10 protein-coding genes are annotated in these 16,142 nt (G+C 69.6%); 5 read left to right on the top strand and 5 right to left on the bottom strand.

Going from position 1 to position 16,142, the window contains the following annotated elements; genetic code table 11:
• Positions 1 to 3: 3 nt before the first annotated feature.
• The gene (locus tag FRANEAN1_RS07315; RefSeq protein ID WP_347177019.1) at positions 4 to 1,275 is read right to left on the bottom strand and encodes a diacylglycerol kinase family protein; all 1,272 of its coding nucleotides are present in this window, start codon (positions 1,273 to 1,275) and stop codon (positions 4 to 6) included.
• A gap of 1,015 nt (positions 1,276 to 2,290) precedes the next feature.
• Here FRANEAN1_RS07315 and FRANEAN1_RS07310 point away from each other — a divergent pair.
• A complete protein-coding gene (locus FRANEAN1_RS07310) occupies positions 2,291 to 3,010 on the top strand; it encodes a hypothetical protein (RefSeq protein WP_347177018.1) in 720 nt (239 codons plus the stop codon).
• A gap of 208 nt (positions 3,011 to 3,218) precedes the next feature.
• Here FRANEAN1_RS07310 and FRANEAN1_RS07305 read toward each other — a convergent pair whose 3' ends face one another.
• A complete protein-coding gene (locus tag FRANEAN1_RS07305; protein WP_020459112.1) occupies positions 3,219 to 3,920 on the bottom strand; it encodes a TetR/AcrR family transcriptional regulator in 702 nt (233 codons plus the stop codon).
• A gap of 102 nt (positions 3,921 to 4,022) precedes the next feature.
• Between FRANEAN1_RS07305 and FRANEAN1_RS07300 the strand changes: the two genes are divergently transcribed.
• From FRANEAN1_RS07300 to FRANEAN1_RS07290, 3 genes are all read left to right on the top strand, one after another.
• Positions 4,023 to 5,057: a medium chain dehydrogenase/reductase family protein gene (locus tag FRANEAN1_RS07300; RefSeq protein ID WP_020459111.1), complete on the top strand. Its 1,035-nt coding sequence runs from the start codon at positions 4,023 to 4,025 to the stop codon at positions 5,055 to 5,057.
• Between the two features lie 111 nt (positions 5,058 to 5,168).
• Positions 5,169 to 5,981, top strand: a complete 813-nt coding sequence (locus FRANEAN1_RS07295; RefSeq protein ID WP_020459110.1) for a TIM barrel protein — start codon at positions 5,169 to 5,171, stop codon at positions 5,979 to 5,981.
• 160 nt (positions 5,982 to 6,141) lie between these two features.
• Positions 6,142 to 7,536, top strand: coding sequence for a nitrate/nitrite transporter (locus FRANEAN1_RS07290; protein WP_020459109.1), 1,395 nt, complete (start codon positions 6,142 to 6,144; stop codon positions 7,534 to 7,536).
• A 48-nt stretch (positions 7,537 to 7,584) separates the two neighbouring features.
• On the opposite strand, the gene FRANEAN1_RS07285 is transcribed toward FRANEAN1_RS07290, so the two are convergent.
• Genes FRANEAN1_RS07285 through nirB form a run of 3 tightly spaced genes read right to left on the bottom strand, consistent with a single transcriptional unit; the run spans position 7,585 to position 11,680 of the window.
• Positions 7,585 to 8,748, bottom strand: coding sequence for a uroporphyrinogen-III synthase (locus FRANEAN1_RS07285; protein ID WP_049795595.1), 1,164 nt, complete (start codon positions 8,746 to 8,748; stop codon positions 7,585 to 7,587).
• Entirely contained in the window at positions 8,733 to 9,089 is a 357-nt protein-coding gene (nirD, locus tag FRANEAN1_RS07280) for a nitrite reductase small subunit NirD (RefSeq protein ID WP_049795907.1), read from the bottom strand. Before nirD ends, FRANEAN1_RS07285 begins: the two co-directional genes overlap by 16 nt.
• Before the next feature lie 50 nt (positions 9,090 to 9,139).
• Entirely contained in the window at positions 9,140 to 11,680 is a 2,541-nt protein-coding gene (gene nirB / locus FRANEAN1_RS07275) for a nitrite reductase large subunit NirB (protein ID WP_020459106.1), read from the bottom strand.
• 262 nt (positions 11,681 to 11,942) lie between these two features.
• Between nirB and FRANEAN1_RS07270 the strand changes: the two genes are divergently transcribed.
• Positions 11,943 to 16,055 (top strand): bifunctional nitrate reductase/sulfite reductase flavoprotein subunit alpha, encoded by a 4,113-nt coding sequence (locus FRANEAN1_RS07270; RefSeq protein WP_020459105.1) that lies wholly within the window; start codon positions 11,943 to 11,945, stop codon positions 16,053 to 16,055.
• Positions 16,056 to 16,142: the final 87 nt, after the last annotated feature.

The raw sequence follows: 16,142 nt of genomic DNA, 5'->3' as shown, positions 1-16,142 counted from the left end.
GGCTCATGCCGGCGACCGGCCACCCGCGATGCGGATCAGCGCGGGGAACATCTCCCAGACACCCGGCCGCACGGTCGGGACCCCGGGCGCGTGCAGCGGAATCCGAACGCGCACAGCCGCCGGAAGCGAGCGCAGCTCCAGCGGTGGCGGCAGGCACAGCGCCTCCCCGTCCACGCCGACGCTGACCGGTCGCGCGGAGTCGACCCGCATCGTGGGGCTGGTCCACTGGTGGAAACCACGGAACCGGCTGATGGCACCCACGGACTCGAGCGCGACGAGTACGGGTAGGTCGCGGGCGCGATCGACGCGCAATGCCACCATGCCAAGCCGGCCGCCGTCGAGCCGGGGCCGGGTGCCGAAACCACCAAGACTGTGCAGTTGGTAGGCGTTGTTGGACACGAGCAGAACGTCCGCGGTCGATCCGGCGCGGCCGTCCGGGCCGGTGAAGCGAAGATCCGGCGGAGCGCGGTCCAGGCCCAGAAGGTCAGGCAGCCTCGCGGCCGCCGTTCCCATCTTGGCGTCACGGTAGCTGTCGGACTGCACGATCTCGGCGTAGACGCCCAACGAGACGTTGTTGACGAACACGCGGTCACCGAGCTGACCGAGGTCAACGCGCTGCTCGACAGCCAGGTCGAACGCGTCGAGCGCCCCCGCGACATCCTTCCGATCGAGGCCGAGGTCAAGGGCGAAGTGGTTACGAGTACCGGCTGGGACACAGACGAAGGCCATCCCGCGCCGCCGCGCCACGTCGGCGACGACCGCCTGCGAACCATCGCCACCCGCCATGCCCACCACGTCGGCTCCGCGGTCGGCGACGTCCTCGGCGAGGGAGCGCAGATCAGCGCCTGGCGTGAGGGTCACGACCGCGATCCCGCGCCGGGCGGCCTCCTGGGCGAGATTGTGGCGGTCGGCGGCGCCGCCCCCGGAACGCGGGTTCACCAGCAGGACACCGCGGCGGGCGGCTCCAGCCATGATCCCTTTCGGCCGGTGCCGCCCGAAGGCTCCGCGCGCCGCGGTTCCCGACGTGACGAGCAGGCACACGGTGACCAGCACGGTGGTCAGGCCGACCACCCCCGCGAAGACGATCAGGCCGCCGAGCGCGAAGGCCGCCACGACAGCCGCGCTCAGGCGGCGCAGCCCCCGTCCGACCAGCGCCGTCCAGCCCGCTACCAACGCGATCGTCACAGCGGCGACCGAAACCGGCAGGGCAATCGGCCGGTCGATCAGCCGGGCGACAATGACCGCGACCGCCGCGGTGAAGCTCACCAACGCCACTGAAGCCGCCGCCCGCCGGGATCGGGACACCGGTGCTCCCGCACGCCGCCCCGACCGGCGAACCATCCCGGAACGCACGATTGCCCATCCTTCCGCGCTTCATAACAGCACCGCCGCGATCAGGTCCTCCTGACGGCGCGCACCACCCAGCTCTCGGTGTTCACCAGGAAGAAATCCACCCCGTCCTCAACCACCCAGCCAGTTCCCGGCCACGGAGAAGATCGGCGAGAGCATAAAGGAAACACCGGCCCACAGAAAGACGGAAAGCATGCCCAGGAAGGCGCCGGACATCGACTGGTCACAAGCCCGGAAGTAACCTGTCATCCTGTTTCCCACCCACCTCTCGCGACTTTATCTCCATCATCCCAGCCGAAACTATCGTGGGCAACTCGATCAGGAGCTGAAATCCCGCCCGATATGGACAAAGAGACCTGAATCCGGCCTTCAATTCGATGGATCGGAGCAGGAGGGCGGCGGCCCGTCGACGTGCCCGCGACCCACGGGAGCCCCTCCACCGGCCGTTCCCGTCCGTGATCGACGACCGGCGCCGGAGGCGCGGCCATCGTCGCCCTGCGATCGAGTGCCTCGGCACCTGGATGGGCGGAAGACGTCCACACCGTCGCGATCCGCGGCCACGGCGCCCTCCAGGTAGCCGTAGTCGACGGGATACACGGCCTGCGGTACCCGCGGATGTCTGCTGCCAGCCGGGCGGTCCAGCCCGCTCGCGCGAGACGGCGACACCCCGGCCGCGTCGACGGGCCGGGAGGACTTGTCGTCGGGTTTCTGTGGCAGACCAGTCATACTGACCCTGCGTGGAGATGTTCCAGCCATCTCATACCGCGGACGGGGAGAGGTTTCCGGGATGCGACCAATGGCGGGAACTGCCGCGGAGTGGGCAGCGACTCAGGTCGCCACGGTGCGCGATCACCCCCGGGGGCGGATGGCGCTTCTGTCGCGCACATATCACGGACCGGTCGGGCGCGCGCCGCGACACCTGCCTTTCCGGAGAGCGGCGATGTCGTTCATGTACTGGCAGGTCGAGCGGGGGGTGCTGAATCCTCCGGAGACAGACCCTCCGGGGAGCCGGTGGTGGCGGAAGGTCAATGACCGGCTGCTACTCGACGGTTGTGAGGCCATGGCGCGTTCGGGCGGCCTGCGGGGGGAGCAGTCCTCGCCGACGGTCGACCTGTGGTCGGCGTTCATCAGTGCACCGACCTCCTGGAGCTGGTACCGCGCCCACAACGCGAGCATCGTCTCCGCCTACCTGGAAAACCGTGATCTCGCCGAGTTGGAGTCAACGACCGAGCGCTTCTTTCTCAACGTCGTCCTGCTCCGTGTTCTGTATGCGCACGCGCTGGTCGCGGCGCCGCGGCTGTCGCTGGGCCGGCTCGCTGTCCTGGGCCGGGCCATCGGCGATCCACGGCTCGGGATGGCAGGAATATTTCTCTCACTCGGCCGGGTCCTTCCCGACCGCTACCCACCCGACGATGATCTACAGGTTTACCTCGCAGATGAGCATGGTCTCGGGCGGATACTCGACTACGGCGTGATCCAGCCGCGGCTTCAGCAGTTGTACGAGTGGTCCGCACTGGAACTCGGTCTTCCCGGGCTACGCGGCCTCATACGGGACGGCAACCCGACCTACGCGTGGTCCTACGAAGAACGACACGTCTGGGCATCCGGCCACGCATCGCTGCCGGTGCGCGTTCTGCGACGGGCGACGTCGCCACGGTGAACGAGGGCCCTGGCACGCAGCGACGATTCCGCCGCCGGGGTCACCACGGGTTCGATCCCGGTCCCGTGGTGACCCGGCCGCGCGCACCTGTGGGTTCAGGGTTCTGCGAGCATATGAACGCGCCTCCGGACGGCATGCCTCACCCGCGAGCTGAGTCGATGCTCGCAGCGTTGCGAGCACGCTCGTGCCGCCGTGGATGATGCACCGTTCAATGCTGAGCTCGCGCTGGCGCCCCCACTGGTCCCTTGACTGGGGAGGAGGTTTCGCCGCGGGTGCCGAGTACGGCGGAGATGGCTTCGCCGCAGAGGGTCCGCACCAGCTCCGGGTCGGCGGTGCCGGGTTGGGTGAGCGAGAGCGCGGCGACACCGCGGGCCATCCCCGTGATCATGGTGGCCGCGGCGTCGGCGTCGATGTCGTCCCGGATCGATCCGTCCCGCTGGCCGGCGCGGATCGTCTCGGAAAGCTGGTCGTGCGTCTGCCGGTCCGCCTCGAGGACGGTCGGTAGCGGTGCCTCGGTGGGAAAGGTGGCGCCCCACAGGACGACGACGGCGCGTTCCTCCGGGGAATCCGCTGTGGTGAAGACCTGGAGGTAGGTCTCGATGGTCGCCCGCAGCACCTCGAGGCTGGAGAGCTCGTCGATGCGTTGGTGCGCCTGCCTGAGCGCCTCCCTGGTCGCCTCCAGCGTCCGTTCGTGCGCCCGCTCGGCGAGCCGGGTGATCAGGACGTCCTTCGACCCGAAGTGGTAGGCGGGCATCGCACGGCTGATCCCGGCGCGGGCGCCGATGCCGCGCAGCGACGCGCGCTCGAGCCCACGCTCCGCGATCAGCTCGGCGGCGGCCCGCAGCACCGCCTCCTCGGAGGCCGCGCGCCGCTCCGCCTGGGTCCGCCTCGCCCCGTTGGCCGCTGTCACGATCCGTCACTTTATGAACCTGTCAGTTGACTGTCAAGTATTGACTTGCCTGTCGGCTGACAGATAACTATGAAGCTCACTTCGTCGCGAGGAGACGTTGACGTGCCACGTGCGATCGTGTTCAAGGGTGACGAGACCTGGGAGCTTCGAGAGGTCCCGAAGCCGGCGTTAAGGCCGGGATGCGCGGTGCTGCGGGTCGAGGCGGTCGGCATCTGTCACAGCGATGTCGACCAGTTCAGGGGGCACGCGCCGGTGCCGTCGGGTGGGGTGTTCCCCGCCGTTCCCGGTCACGAGATCGTCGGTCGGATCGAAGAGATCACCCCGGAGGCGCAGGAAGAGTTCGGCGTCCGGGAAGGCGACCGGGTCGGGGTCCGTTCAGTGGTGCGCGGGCCTACCGGGAGCAGGGTGTACGGGTTCGACTTTCCTCTCGATGAGGGCTCCGGGCTCTTCGGCGGCTATGCCGACTACATGGAGCTCGTGCCCGGCTCGGAGGTCCACCGGCTTCGCGACGACCTGCCGGCGACCGAGTTGACGGTCTACGAGTGCCTGACCAACGCGATCACGTGGATCCGGCCGGTGCAGCCCGGCCAGACTCTGGTGGTGGAGGGCCCTGGCCACATGGGGCTGGCCGCGATCGTCGGCGCCCGTGCGGCCGGCGCTGGAACGATCATCGTGACCGGGCTGGCCGGCGACCGGCTCCGACTCGACACCGCGCTCAAGGTCGGCGCGGATCACGCCATCGATGTGGAGAACGAGGACGTGGTCGCCCGCGTCGCCGAGATCACCGGCGGAGCGATGGCGGACGTCGTCCTCGACGCCGCGTCAGGCAACCCGGTGACGCTGAAGACCGCCATGCGGATCGCCCGGACCGGCGCCACGATCGTCGCGGCCGGGATGAAGGACCGACTTCTCGACGGATTCGACGTCAGTCAGATCCCGCTGCGTCATCTGACCATCGCGCCCGGCGGCGGCCTCGACCTGGCCGGCGCCTGCACAATGATCAACGAGGGGACGGTGCCCACCGGCGTGCTCCACGGCGCGTCGTTCCCGCTGGAACAGTTCGAAGACGCGCTGGCGCTGGCCGATCGACGCGTGCCCGGCCAGGACGCGGTACGCGTTTCCCTCAAGGTGGCCTGAGCGACAGCCACGCACGTCCCTGTCGAGATATCCCGCGACCCGCGCCGCCCCCGCGACGCCGTCGGCTCCGGCACGGCAGAGCCCTGCCACCACAGAAAGAAGGCCAAACCGATGGAAAGCTTGGGTATCGAGTTTCTCAGCGTCTTCGGAATGCCACCGGTGGACTTCGTCTCCCTGGCCGCCGACCTCGGCTGCCGGCACATTTCCACCGGCCTGGAATCCAATCCGTACAGCTCACTGGGCTACCCTCCCTTCTCGTTACGCGAGGACGCCCCGCTGCGACGGAACATGATCGCGGCGATGCGTGACCGTGACATCTCCATCTCGCTCGGCGAGGGTATGAACGTCCGCGCGGGCGCTGATGTCCGCGACCGGGTTCCCGACCTCGAGCTTATGGCGCAGCTGGGTGTCCGACGAGTCAACACCGTCTCCCTCGATCCCGATCCGGACCGCAGCGTGCAGCAGTTCGGACTTCTCGCCGAGCTGGCGGCGTCGTTCGGTATGGAGACGACCATCGAGCCGAGCCCGGGCCTGACAATCGGAGATCTACCGACGGCGCTCCGCGCCATCCGCCAGGTCGGGCGGCCGGACTTCCGTCTCCTCATCGACACGATGCACATCATCCGGTCCGGTTCCACTCCCGATGACATCGCGGCACTGGACTCCGACGTCGTCGGCTACATCCAGCTCAGCGACGCGCCGCTGGTCCCCGCCACCTCCGACTACATGACGGAGGCGATGTTCGAGCGGATGGTGCCGGGCACGGGTGAGCTGCCGTTGCTCGACCTGCTCGCGGCGCTGCCCCGCGACCGGGTGATCGGACTCGAGGTACCGATTCGCTCACAGGCAGAAGCCGGCGTCAGCCACCATGACCGGCTCGCCCGGTGCGTTGAGGCGACTCGCGGCCTCCTGGCCCGGCTGTAGTTCGTTCTGGCCGCCAACCAGCCGCGGCTGAACCTCACCAGCCGCTACCGCGCACGGTGTGGGATCCGTTGCGCCGTCGCCCCCGCACGCGAACGCCCAGGCAATCCGCGGTTCCTAAGGTCATCACGGTAACCGGACTACGCAGCCGACCGGAGGAACAATGACCACGACGTTGGATCCGATTCCGACTGCCACCACCGCACCGGCGACTGGTGGGCTGATCCGGGGGCGATGGCTGGAGGACTGGCGTCCCGAGGACGAGCAGTTCTGGGACGGAGGAGGCCGGGCGGTCGCCAGGCGCAACCTGCTCGTGTCGGTGTTCTCCGAGCACATCGGGTTCTCGATCTGGTCGCTGTGGTCGGTGTTCGTGCTGTTCCTCGGCCCGAAGTACGGGATCTCCGCTGACCCGAAGCAGGCCGCCGCCCAGAAGTTCATGTTGACGATAGTACCGACCGCGATCGGTTCCGCTGTGCGGCTGCCGTACACGTTCGCCGTCGCGAAGTTCGGCGGACGCAACTGGACGGTCATCTCGGCAGCACTTCTGCTCGTCCCGCTGATCGCCACCGGGATCGCGTTGAAGCCCGGGACGAGCTACGCGACGCTGCTGGTCCTGGCCGCACTGGCCGGCGTCGGGGGCGGGAACTTCGCCTCGTCCATGACCAACATCAACTCGTTCTTCCCGCAGCGGCTCAAGGGCGCGGCGCTCGGGCTCAACGCTGGCGGGGGCAACATCGGGGTCGCGACTGTCCAGTTGATCGGGTTGCTCGTCATCGCGACCGCGGGTAAGGATCATCCGCGGGTCATGGTCGCGATCTACCTGCCGTTGGTGGTGATCGCGATTGCGGCGGCCGCGCTGCTACAGGACAACATCGCCAACGTGCGGAACGAGAAGCGGGCGATGCGCGACGCCTGTGCCGACGTGCACACCTGGCTGATCTCGCTGCTCTACATCGGGACGTTCGGCTCGTTCATCGGCTTCGGCTTCGCGTTCGGGCAGGTGCTGTCCAACGAGTTCGGCTCCCATTTCCTCTCCGCGGCAACGGGCAGGGTCGACCCGGTGAAGGTCATGTATCTGACGTTCCTCGGGCCGCTGACCGGCTCGCTCGTCCGCCCGGTCGGCGGCTGGCTGGCCGACCGCCTCGGCGGTGCGCGGACAACGCTGTGGAACTTCGCCGCGATGGCGGCGGCCGGCATCGTCGTGCTCGTCGCCTCGAAGCAGGGCTCGCTGCCGCTGTTCCTCGTCGGGTTCATGGCGCTGTTCGTCTTCAGCGGGATCGGCAACGGCTCGGTCTACAAGATGATCCCGGCGGTGTTCCGACTCCGCACGGGCGGAGAGCAGGAGGCGCGGCGCATCGCGAACGCCGTGATCGGCATTGCCGGCGCGATCGGCGCCTTCGGCGGTGTGCTCGTCAACATCGCGTTCCGCCAGTCGTTCCTGAGCAGTGGGAACGGCGACGCGGCCTACGTCGGCTTCATCGCCTTCTACGCACTCTGCCTCGCGGTCACCTGGGCCGTCTATGTCCGTCCGTCCGAGAATCGCGCCGCCGGCATCTGAGACACCGGGATGGCCTGGACACCGGGACAACCTGGACGCCGGGATGGCCTAGAGGCACCCGGAGGAGGCGGATACCGGCTCACAGTCGAGCCGGTATCCGCGCTTCACCACGGTCCGGATGAGGGCGGGGTCGCCGAGCGACGTGCGCAGGCGGCCCACGGCGACCTCGAGCGCGTGCTCGTCGGTCGTGCCGGTCAGGTTGAGCAGGTCCGCCCGGGAGACGACATAGCCAGGCCTGGCCGCCAGGGCGCGCAGCAGCGTCATCGAGGCGGCGGGCAGCGCGACGAGCACACCGTCGACGGCCACGGCGTGGCCACGGACGTCCAGCGCGCGCTCGCCGACGCGCAGTCGCAGGCCACGCCGGATGGGCACCTGCTCCACGATCTCCCGGACAAGCGCGCCCAGACGTCCCCGCGACGGGATCACGCACGGAATCCCAGCCCGCCCGAGGGGAGCGGCCGTCACCGGGCCGACGCAGGCGGCGACAACCGGGCCGCGCATCGCCTCCGCGGCGGCGGATCGCAGCGCCATCTCGTCGGCTGTCTGCAGGAAGCTCGCGGCGGCGGGCGCGCTCGTGAACGCGACCGCGTCCAGCGACCGTGCCGCGACGCACTCCACCACGCGGCGGACGGGAGCCATGTCCTGCGCCGGGACCCACCGGTAGACGGGAATCTCGATGACCTCGGCGCCTGCCGCGCACAGCGTCTGGACCATGTCCGGCAGTGGCTCGCCGTGCAGCTGCACCGCGATCCGCTTGCCGTCCAGGCCACCGTGGGCGGTCAGGTATGACATGACCTCGGAGGATGACTCCGACTCGGGTGACCACGCCTCACGCAGCCCGGTTGCCCGGATCGCACCGCGCGCCTTCGGCCCGCGTGCCAGCAGGTCCGCCGACTCGAACGCCGCGACCAGCCGGTCGGCGAGACCCCACGTCTCGGCCGCGTCGACCCAGCCCCGGAAGCCGATTCCGGTGGTGGCGACGACGACGTCCACGGGTGCGGCGATGCAGCGTTCGGTGGCCTCCCGCAGCCGGGCGTCGTCCGCGAGCGGCACGATGCGTATGGCGGGGGCGTAGACGACCTTGGCGCCGCGTCGCTCCAGGGCCGCGCCGAACTCCTCACGCCGGCGCGCCGCGGTGAGCGCGACCGTGTAACCGGCGAGCGGCTCGACGGGCGCCGTCACCGGGCCGGAGTCGGTCACTGCGGCGCCCACCCGGCTGTCGTCCCGACGTGGACCTCCACGTAACCGTCACGTTCCCGCACCGGGTAGGTCGGGATGACGACGCCGTCCGAGTCGAGGCAGCGACCGGTGCGCAGGTCGAAGACCTGCTTGTGAAGTGGGGAGGCGACAGTGGGAGTCTCTCCCCGGGAGCCCACGATTCCCCGGGAGAGCACGAAGGCTCCGGAGAACGGATCCTGGTTGCCGACAGCGAAGAGCGCGCCGTCATAGGTCCGGAAGATCGCGACCTGGACGTCACCGAGCAGAGCGGCGACGCCCCGCTCGACGGGGAGGTCGCGGGAGCCGCAGACGCTGTCCCACCCGTCGGCCTCCACGGCCTCCACGGCCTCCGCGGCCTTCGCGGCCTTCGCGGCTTCCACGGTCCTCACGACACCACCTCCAGGGTCGGGCCGGCGATCAGCGGTTTGATCTGGCCGCGCTCGGGCGCCCACTGGATGGACGGGTCCGGCACCTCCGGTGCGTTCACGAAACTGACGAACCGCCTGAGCCGCTCGGGGTCGGCGAGGGTGTCGGCCCACTCGTCAGAGTAGTGCGCGACGTGCGATTCCATGGCGGCGTCCAGTTCGGCGCAGATGCCGAGGCTGTCGTCGACGAGCACGCCGCGCAGGTACGCCAGTCCGTCCTGACCGTCCGCGGACAGCGACTCGACCCAGGTGGACGTCCGCTGCAGGCGGTCGGCCGTGCGTGCGTAGAACATGATGAATCGGTCGATGGTCCTGACGAGAGTCTCGGTGTCGACCGAGGTGAGGAACAGATCGGCGTGTCGCGGGCGTGCTCCCCCGTTGCCGCCGACGTAGAGGTTCCAGCCGGTATCGGTGGCGATCACGCCTATGTCCTTGCTCTGCGCCTCGGCACATTCGCGGGCGCAGCCGCTGACACCAGCCTTGATCTTGTGGGGGCCACGGATGCCGCGGTAGCGCAGTTCGAGGTCTATCGCGAGGCCGACCGAGTCCTGGACACCGTAGCGGCACCACGTCGAGCCGACGCAGCTCTTCACGGTCCGCATCGCCTTCCCGTAGGCGTGGCCGGACTCCATCCCGGCGTCGACCAGACGCCTCCAGATCAGCGGCAGCTGCTCGACCCGCGCCCCGAACAGGTCGACGCGCTGCCCGCCGGTGATCTTCACGTAGAGGCCGAAGTCGCGGGCCACCTCGCCGATGACGATCAGCTTCTCCGGCGTGATCTCCCCGCCCGGGATGCGGGGCACCACCGAGTAGGTGCCGTTCTTCTGGAGGTTCGCGAGGAAATGGTCGTTGGTGTCCTGCAGTGCGGCCTGTTCTCCGTCCAGGACATAGCCGTGCCCCAGGCTGGCCAGGATCGAGGCCACGGCGGGCTTGCACGTGTCGCAGCCGCGGCCACGTCCGTGCCGCTGAACGAGCTCGGTGAAGGTGCCGATCCGTTGACTGCGGGCGATCTCGAAGAGCTCGGCCCGGGTGACGTCGAAGTGCTCACACAGCCCCGTGCCGACCTCGACGCCGGCCTCGGCCAGCAGTGGCTTGAGCAGGGCCACGCAGGACCCGCAGGTCGTGCCGGCCCGCGTACACGCCTTGATCCCCGCGACGTCGGTGAGACCGTGCTCGACGATCGAGTCCAGGATCGCGCCCTTGGAGACGTCGTTGCAGGAGCAGATCTGCGCCTCGCGAGGCAGGGCCCCCGCGTCGAGGTCGACTCCGCCGGTCGGGGCGATCATCGCGACGGGGTCCGCCGGGAGCCGCCGCCCGACCAGCGGGCGCAGTGCCGCATAGCGGCTCGCGTCACCCACGAGGATGCCGCCGAGCAGCGTGCTGGCGTCGTCGGAGACGACGATCTTGGCGTAGGTGTTCTCCACCGCGTTCTCGACACGGACCTCCAGCGCACCCGCCGTGGCCGCGAGGGCGTCACCGAAGCTGGCGACGTCGACACCGAGCAGCTTGAGCTTCGTGCTCAGGTCCGCGCCGGTGAACGTGGCGTCCCGGCCGAGCAGCTGCTCGGCGACCACGGAGGCCATGTCGTAGCCCGGGGCGACCAGGCCGTACACATGACCGTCGACGACGGCGCACTCCCCGATGGCATAGATGGACTCGTCGGTCGTGCGGCAGCGTGCGTCCACCGCGACGCCGCCGCGCGGCCCGACAGCAAGGCCACACTCACGCGCCAACTGGTCGCGGGGACGGATGCCGGCGGAGAAGACGACGACGTCCAGGTCGAGCTCGGTGCCGTTGGCCAGGGTGGCGAGCAGCCGTCCGCCGCTGGGCTCGACGGCGGCCACGGACGTCGCCGTGTGGACGGTGACGCCGAGGCGCTCGATCAGTCGGCGGAGCACCGCGCCGCCGGGCTCGTCCACCTGGAGCGGCATCAGCCGCGGCGCCAGCTCCACCACGTGCGGACTCATGCCCAGCAGGCGCAGCGCCCGAGCCGCCTCGAGCCCGAGCAGCCCACCGCCGACAACCAGCCCGGCCCGGCGGCCACGCGTGTGTTCGGCCGCCGCAGTGGCAGCGGCGCGGATCGCGTCCAGATCGTCGAGGGTCCGGTAGACGAAGCAGCCTTCGAGGTCCCTGCCCGGAACAGGAGGAACGAACGGGTACGAGCCGGTGGCCAGCACGAGGACGTCGTAGCCGAGGGTGCGACCGCGGCTGGTGGTGACGGTCGAGGCGGCCCGGTCGATCGCCGTGACGGACTCGTCCAGATGCAACGTCGCATGCGGGCTGTCGTAGATGCCCGCGGCCACGAGGTCCAGTTCGTCGGCACTCACGCCGTCGAAGTAGGACGAGAGCGCGACGCGATCGTACGCACGGCGCGGCTCCTCGCCCACCACGGTGATCGAAAACCGGCCCCCGGTGTCACGTTGCCGCAGTGTCTCCACGAACCGCTGGCCGACCATGCCGTTGCCGACGACGACGATGTGCTGCCGGGGGGTTCCGGGCATGACGCAGTCACCTCTCCGATCTGGGGTCGGTGCCACATTGGTCAGTGCCACACTGACCACCGCGAGTTATCCCTGACGGTCGGCCCGGTTACTTCGCCGAAACGGATTGCTCGCCACGTGCCGTCCGCCGCGGTGAGGGGACAGTTGCGCGACCGCAACCCGACACGCGAGTCCGGGTAACCCGGCTCTGGAACCGTCGCCCTGTGCCAGCGCCGCGTATCACCCCACCCACAGGACACCACAGAGTGCACCTGGTGCTTCGGTGACCACGAAGGTCGCGCTGGACCGGGTCCGGACCGTGTGCGCGTACTGCGGTGTCGGCTGCGGGATCGTGCTCGAGGTCGACCGCAGCGGGGACAGCCCGCGGGTTGTCCGTTCCACGGGGGATCCTGATCATCCGGCCAACCGTGGCCGGCTGTGCACCAAGGGTGCGACCACCGCCGAGCTGCTCAACGCGCCTGGACGCCTCACCACCGCGCTGGCCCGGGCGGGCCACGACGAGGAGCCGGCCCCGATAGACGTCGACACGGCGCTCGACCTCGCCGCCGCCCGCCTCGCGGCGCTGCGCGACGAACACGGCCCGGACGCCATCGGCATCTACACGTCCGGCCAGCTGAGCATCGAGGCGCAATACCTGATCACCAAGCTCGCCAAGGGCTTCCTCCGTACCCAGTACCAGGAGTGCAACAGCCGGCTGTGCATGGCCAGCGCCGCCTCGGGCTACAAGCTCAGCCTCGGAGCGGACGCTCCCCCCGGCAGCTACGACGACTTCGACCACGCCGACGTGTTCCTCGTCATCGGCGCGAACATGGCCGACTGCCACCCGATCCTGTTCCTGCGGATGATGGATCGCGTCAAGGCCGGCGCGAAGCTCATCGTGGTCGACCCCCGCCGGACGGCGACGGCGGACAAGGCCGATCTGTTCCTCCAGCTCCGACCGGGCACGGACATCGCACTGCTCAACGGACTGCTTCACCTGCTGCACGCCTCCGGCGCGGTCGACGAGTCGTTCGTCGCCGCCCACACCGAGGGCTGGGCCGCCATGCCCGACCTCCTCGCCGGCTACGACCCGGCCACCGTCGCCGACATCACCGGCGTCCCGGAGGACGACCTACGCGCCGCCGCGGCACTCATCGCGGCCGCCGGGAGCTGGATGAGCTGCTGGACGATGGGACTCAACCAGTCCACCCACGGCACCTGGAACACCAACGCTCTGATCAACCTCCACCTCGCGACCGGCGCGATCTGCCGCACCGGGAGCGGGCCGTTCTCGCTCACCGGACAGCCCAACGCGATGGGCGGCCGCGAGATGGGTTACATGGGGCCGGGCCTACCCGGGCAGAGGTCGCTCCTGGACCCCGCCGACCGCGCACACATCGAGCAGCTCTGGGGCCTGCCGGCGGACACGATCCGCGCGGACCACGGCAACGGCACGATCGGAATGTTCGAGCAGATGTCAGCCGGGGCGATCAAGGCGGCGTGGATCATCTGCACCAACCCGGTCGCCACCGTCGCCAACCGTCGCACCGTCATCGAAGGTCTGGAGACGGCCGAGTTCGTCCTCGTCCACGAGGCCTTCACCGAAACGGAGACCACCGGCTACGCCGACGTCGTCCTGCCCGCGGCCGTCTGGGCGGAGACGGACGGCGTGATGGTGAACTCCGAACGGAATCTCACCCTCACCCGACCCGCGGCAGACCCACCCGGCCAGGCCCGCGCCGACTGGCAGCTCATCGCGGGAATCGCCACCCGCCTGGGATATGCCGACCACTTCACCTACAACAGTGCGCAGGAAGTGTTCGACGAGCTACGTCAGGCGTGGAATCCGGTGACCGGATGGGACCTACGCGGCATCACCCACGGCAGACTGCGGGACGGGCCGATGCAGTGGCCCGCACCGCCAGGCGCCGGCGCTCGCAACCCGATCCGTTACATGACCGACGACGGCCCACGGTTCCCGACTCCGTCCGGGAGGGCGAAGTTCTGGCCGCGGCCGCACGTCGACCCGCAGGAGATACCCGACGAGAAGTACCCATATCTTCTCAACACGGGCCGCCTCCAGCACCAGTGGCACACCCTGACCAAGACCGGACGCGTCGGGCGGCTCAACAAGCTCAACCCGGCTCCATTCATCGAGATTCACCCGGACGACGCCGCGGCACTCGGCATCTCCGAAGGTGACCAGGTGGAGGTCTCCTCGCGGCGAGGGCGCGCCGTCCTTCCCGCCGCCGTCACCGACCGGGTCCAGCCGGGCAACTGCTTCGCCCCGTTCCACTGGAACGACATGTTCGGCGAGTACCTCGCGGTGAACGCCACGACATCCGACGCGGTCGACCCTGTCTCCCTGCAGCCCGGGTTCAAGGCCAGCGCCGTCGCGCTCACGCGGGTCCACACGCCCACCCCGGCGCAGCCGCCGCCCACCCTCGTCGACGACGTACTTCACGCGGACGCCGTGGCTTCCGCCGCGCCCATCGCGAGCCTGCTCGGGCTCGGTGGGACAGCCGCCCCCCCGGCACTGAACGACGACGAAAGCGTCTATCTGGCCGGCTTCGTGGCGGGCCTGGGCCTCGATCTCGCGCGCGGAGCGCTCACCTCGGTACCCACGCTCCCGCCCTCGGCACCAGTCACCGCGCGGACGGCCCTGTGGGTGAACGGCGCACTGGCCGGCCTCTGGTCACGCCTTCCGGCCGAAGGACGCGAGATCTTGCCAGGGCGCGGGGTCTCGCCGCGCGAGGACCCGCCGGGGACGGGCGGGCGCCGGGTGCTGCTCGGCTGGGCCTCCCAGACCGGCAACGCGGAACGGGTCGCCGAACAGGCCGAGGCGAGGCTGACCGAGTCCGGCACCGTCGTCACCACGCTGCCCCTCAACGAGATCGACCACATCGCCCCGCACACCGACCTCGTGGTCGTCACGAGCACCTTCGGCGACGGGGAGTCCCCCGACAACGGCTCCGAATTCCTGGCGAGGCTGCGAGCTCGCTCGATGCCGCTCGACGACGTCCGCTTCAGCGTGATCGCCCTCGGCGACAGCAGCTACAGCGACTTCTGCGGCCACGGTCGGCGCATCGACGAGCTGCTCGCCGAACTCGGCGGACTGCGCCTGGCCGACCGGGTCGACTGCGAGCCGGATTTCGACGAGGCGGCCCGGGCCTGGCTCGACCGGGTGCTTGCTGCTCGCGCAGGGGCCTCCCCCACCAGACCCGAGCCTGTGCCTGTGCCTGTGCCGCCGGTGTCGCGACTCCCGGGCGCGTCCTCGGGCCCGCGGGTGAGTGAGACACACCGGGTGATCCTGGCGGGCAACCGACTGCTCAGCGGCGTGGGTTCAGCCAAGGAGGTTCGTGAGTTCCTGATCGACCTGGAGGACAGCGACCTCACTTACGAGACCGGTGACGTCCTCGTCGTGCGGCCCAGCAATCGCGCCGAGCTGGTCGACGAATGGCTCAGCACGACAGGTCTGCGCGGCGACACGATCGTCGAACTGCTCCAGTTCGGCCGGACGGAGCTCGCCGTCGCCCTACGCGACCATCTTGAGATCGCGAAGCCATCCCGCGCGTTTCTCGCCTTCGTGGCTGAGCGCAGCGGCTCCCGCCACCTCCAACGTCTGCTGCGCGGCGACCGGGCAGATCTTGACGGGTGGCTTTGGGGACGGCAGACCGTGGATGTGATCACCGAGACCGGCACGCACGCCTCCGCGCAGGAGTGGTGCGAGCTCCTCAAGCCCCTACGTGAACGCCGGTACTCGATCTCGTCGTCGGCCGAAGTCTCGCCCCGACAGATTCGGACGCTCGTGTCCGTGGTGCGCTACAACGCACCCTCGGGCGCGGCACGCACCGGTGTGGCGTCAGCATTCCTCGCCGACGCTCCGGCCGGTACGCCATTAAAGGTCGCCGTCGCCCGCTCCTCGGGATTCGCCCCACCGTCCGACCCGGAGACGCCGACGATCATGATCGGCCCGGGCACCGGGCTGGCCCCGTTCCTCGCCTTCCTGGACACGCGCCGGGCCCGCGGTCACACCGGTCGCAACTGGCTCTTCTTCGGCGAGCAACGCAGGGCGACCGACTTCTACTACAGCGATGAGCTCGCCGAGTTCGCGCGGTCGGGACTGCTGACCCGACTCGACACGGCCTTCTCCCGCGACCAGCGAGCCAAGATCTACGTGCAGGACCGTATGCGCGAGCGAGGCGCACCGCTGTGGCAATGGCTGCGCGAGGGCGCAGCAGTCTACGTGTGCGGAGACGCGGCGCGGATGGCCAGGGACGTCGACACCGCTCTGCGCGACGTCGTGGCGAAGCACGGGGACCTGAACGCCGCACAGGCCGGCGACTATGTCCGACAGCTCATTACCGACGGACGCTATCTTCGCGACGTCTACTGACAACCCGGATACTGCACGGCCCCGGGTCGGGGCGTCGTCGAGTCAGGGCGCGTCGATGCAGACCGACCTCGCGATGACCACGTTCTC

It is taken from the genome of Parafrankia sp. EAN1pec (genome assembly GCF_000018005.1).
Classification (GTDB): Bacteria; Actinomycetota; Actinomycetes; order Frankiales; family Frankiaceae; genus Parafrankia; species Parafrankia soli.
This window is presented reverse-complemented; position numbering and strand designations above follow the sequence as displayed.

Excerpts from the sequence above, each read along its gene's own strand:
- FRANEAN1_RS07310 (WP_347177018.1), top strand. The coding sequence starts at position 2,291 with ATGTCGTTCATGTACTGGCAGGTCGAGCGGGGGGTGCTGAATCCTCCG.
- FRANEAN1_RS07295 (WP_020459110.1), top strand. The coding sequence starts at position 5,169 with ATGGAAAGCTTGGGTATCGAGTTTCTCAGCGTCTTCGGAATGCCACCG.
- FRANEAN1_RS07290 (WP_020459109.1), top strand. The coding sequence starts at position 6,142 with ATGACCACGACGTTGGATCCGATTCCGACTGCCACCACCGCACCGGCG.
- nirB (WP_020459106.1), bottom strand. The coding sequence starts at position 11,680 with ATGCCCGGAACCCCCCGGCAGCACATCGTCGTCGTCGGCAACGGCATG.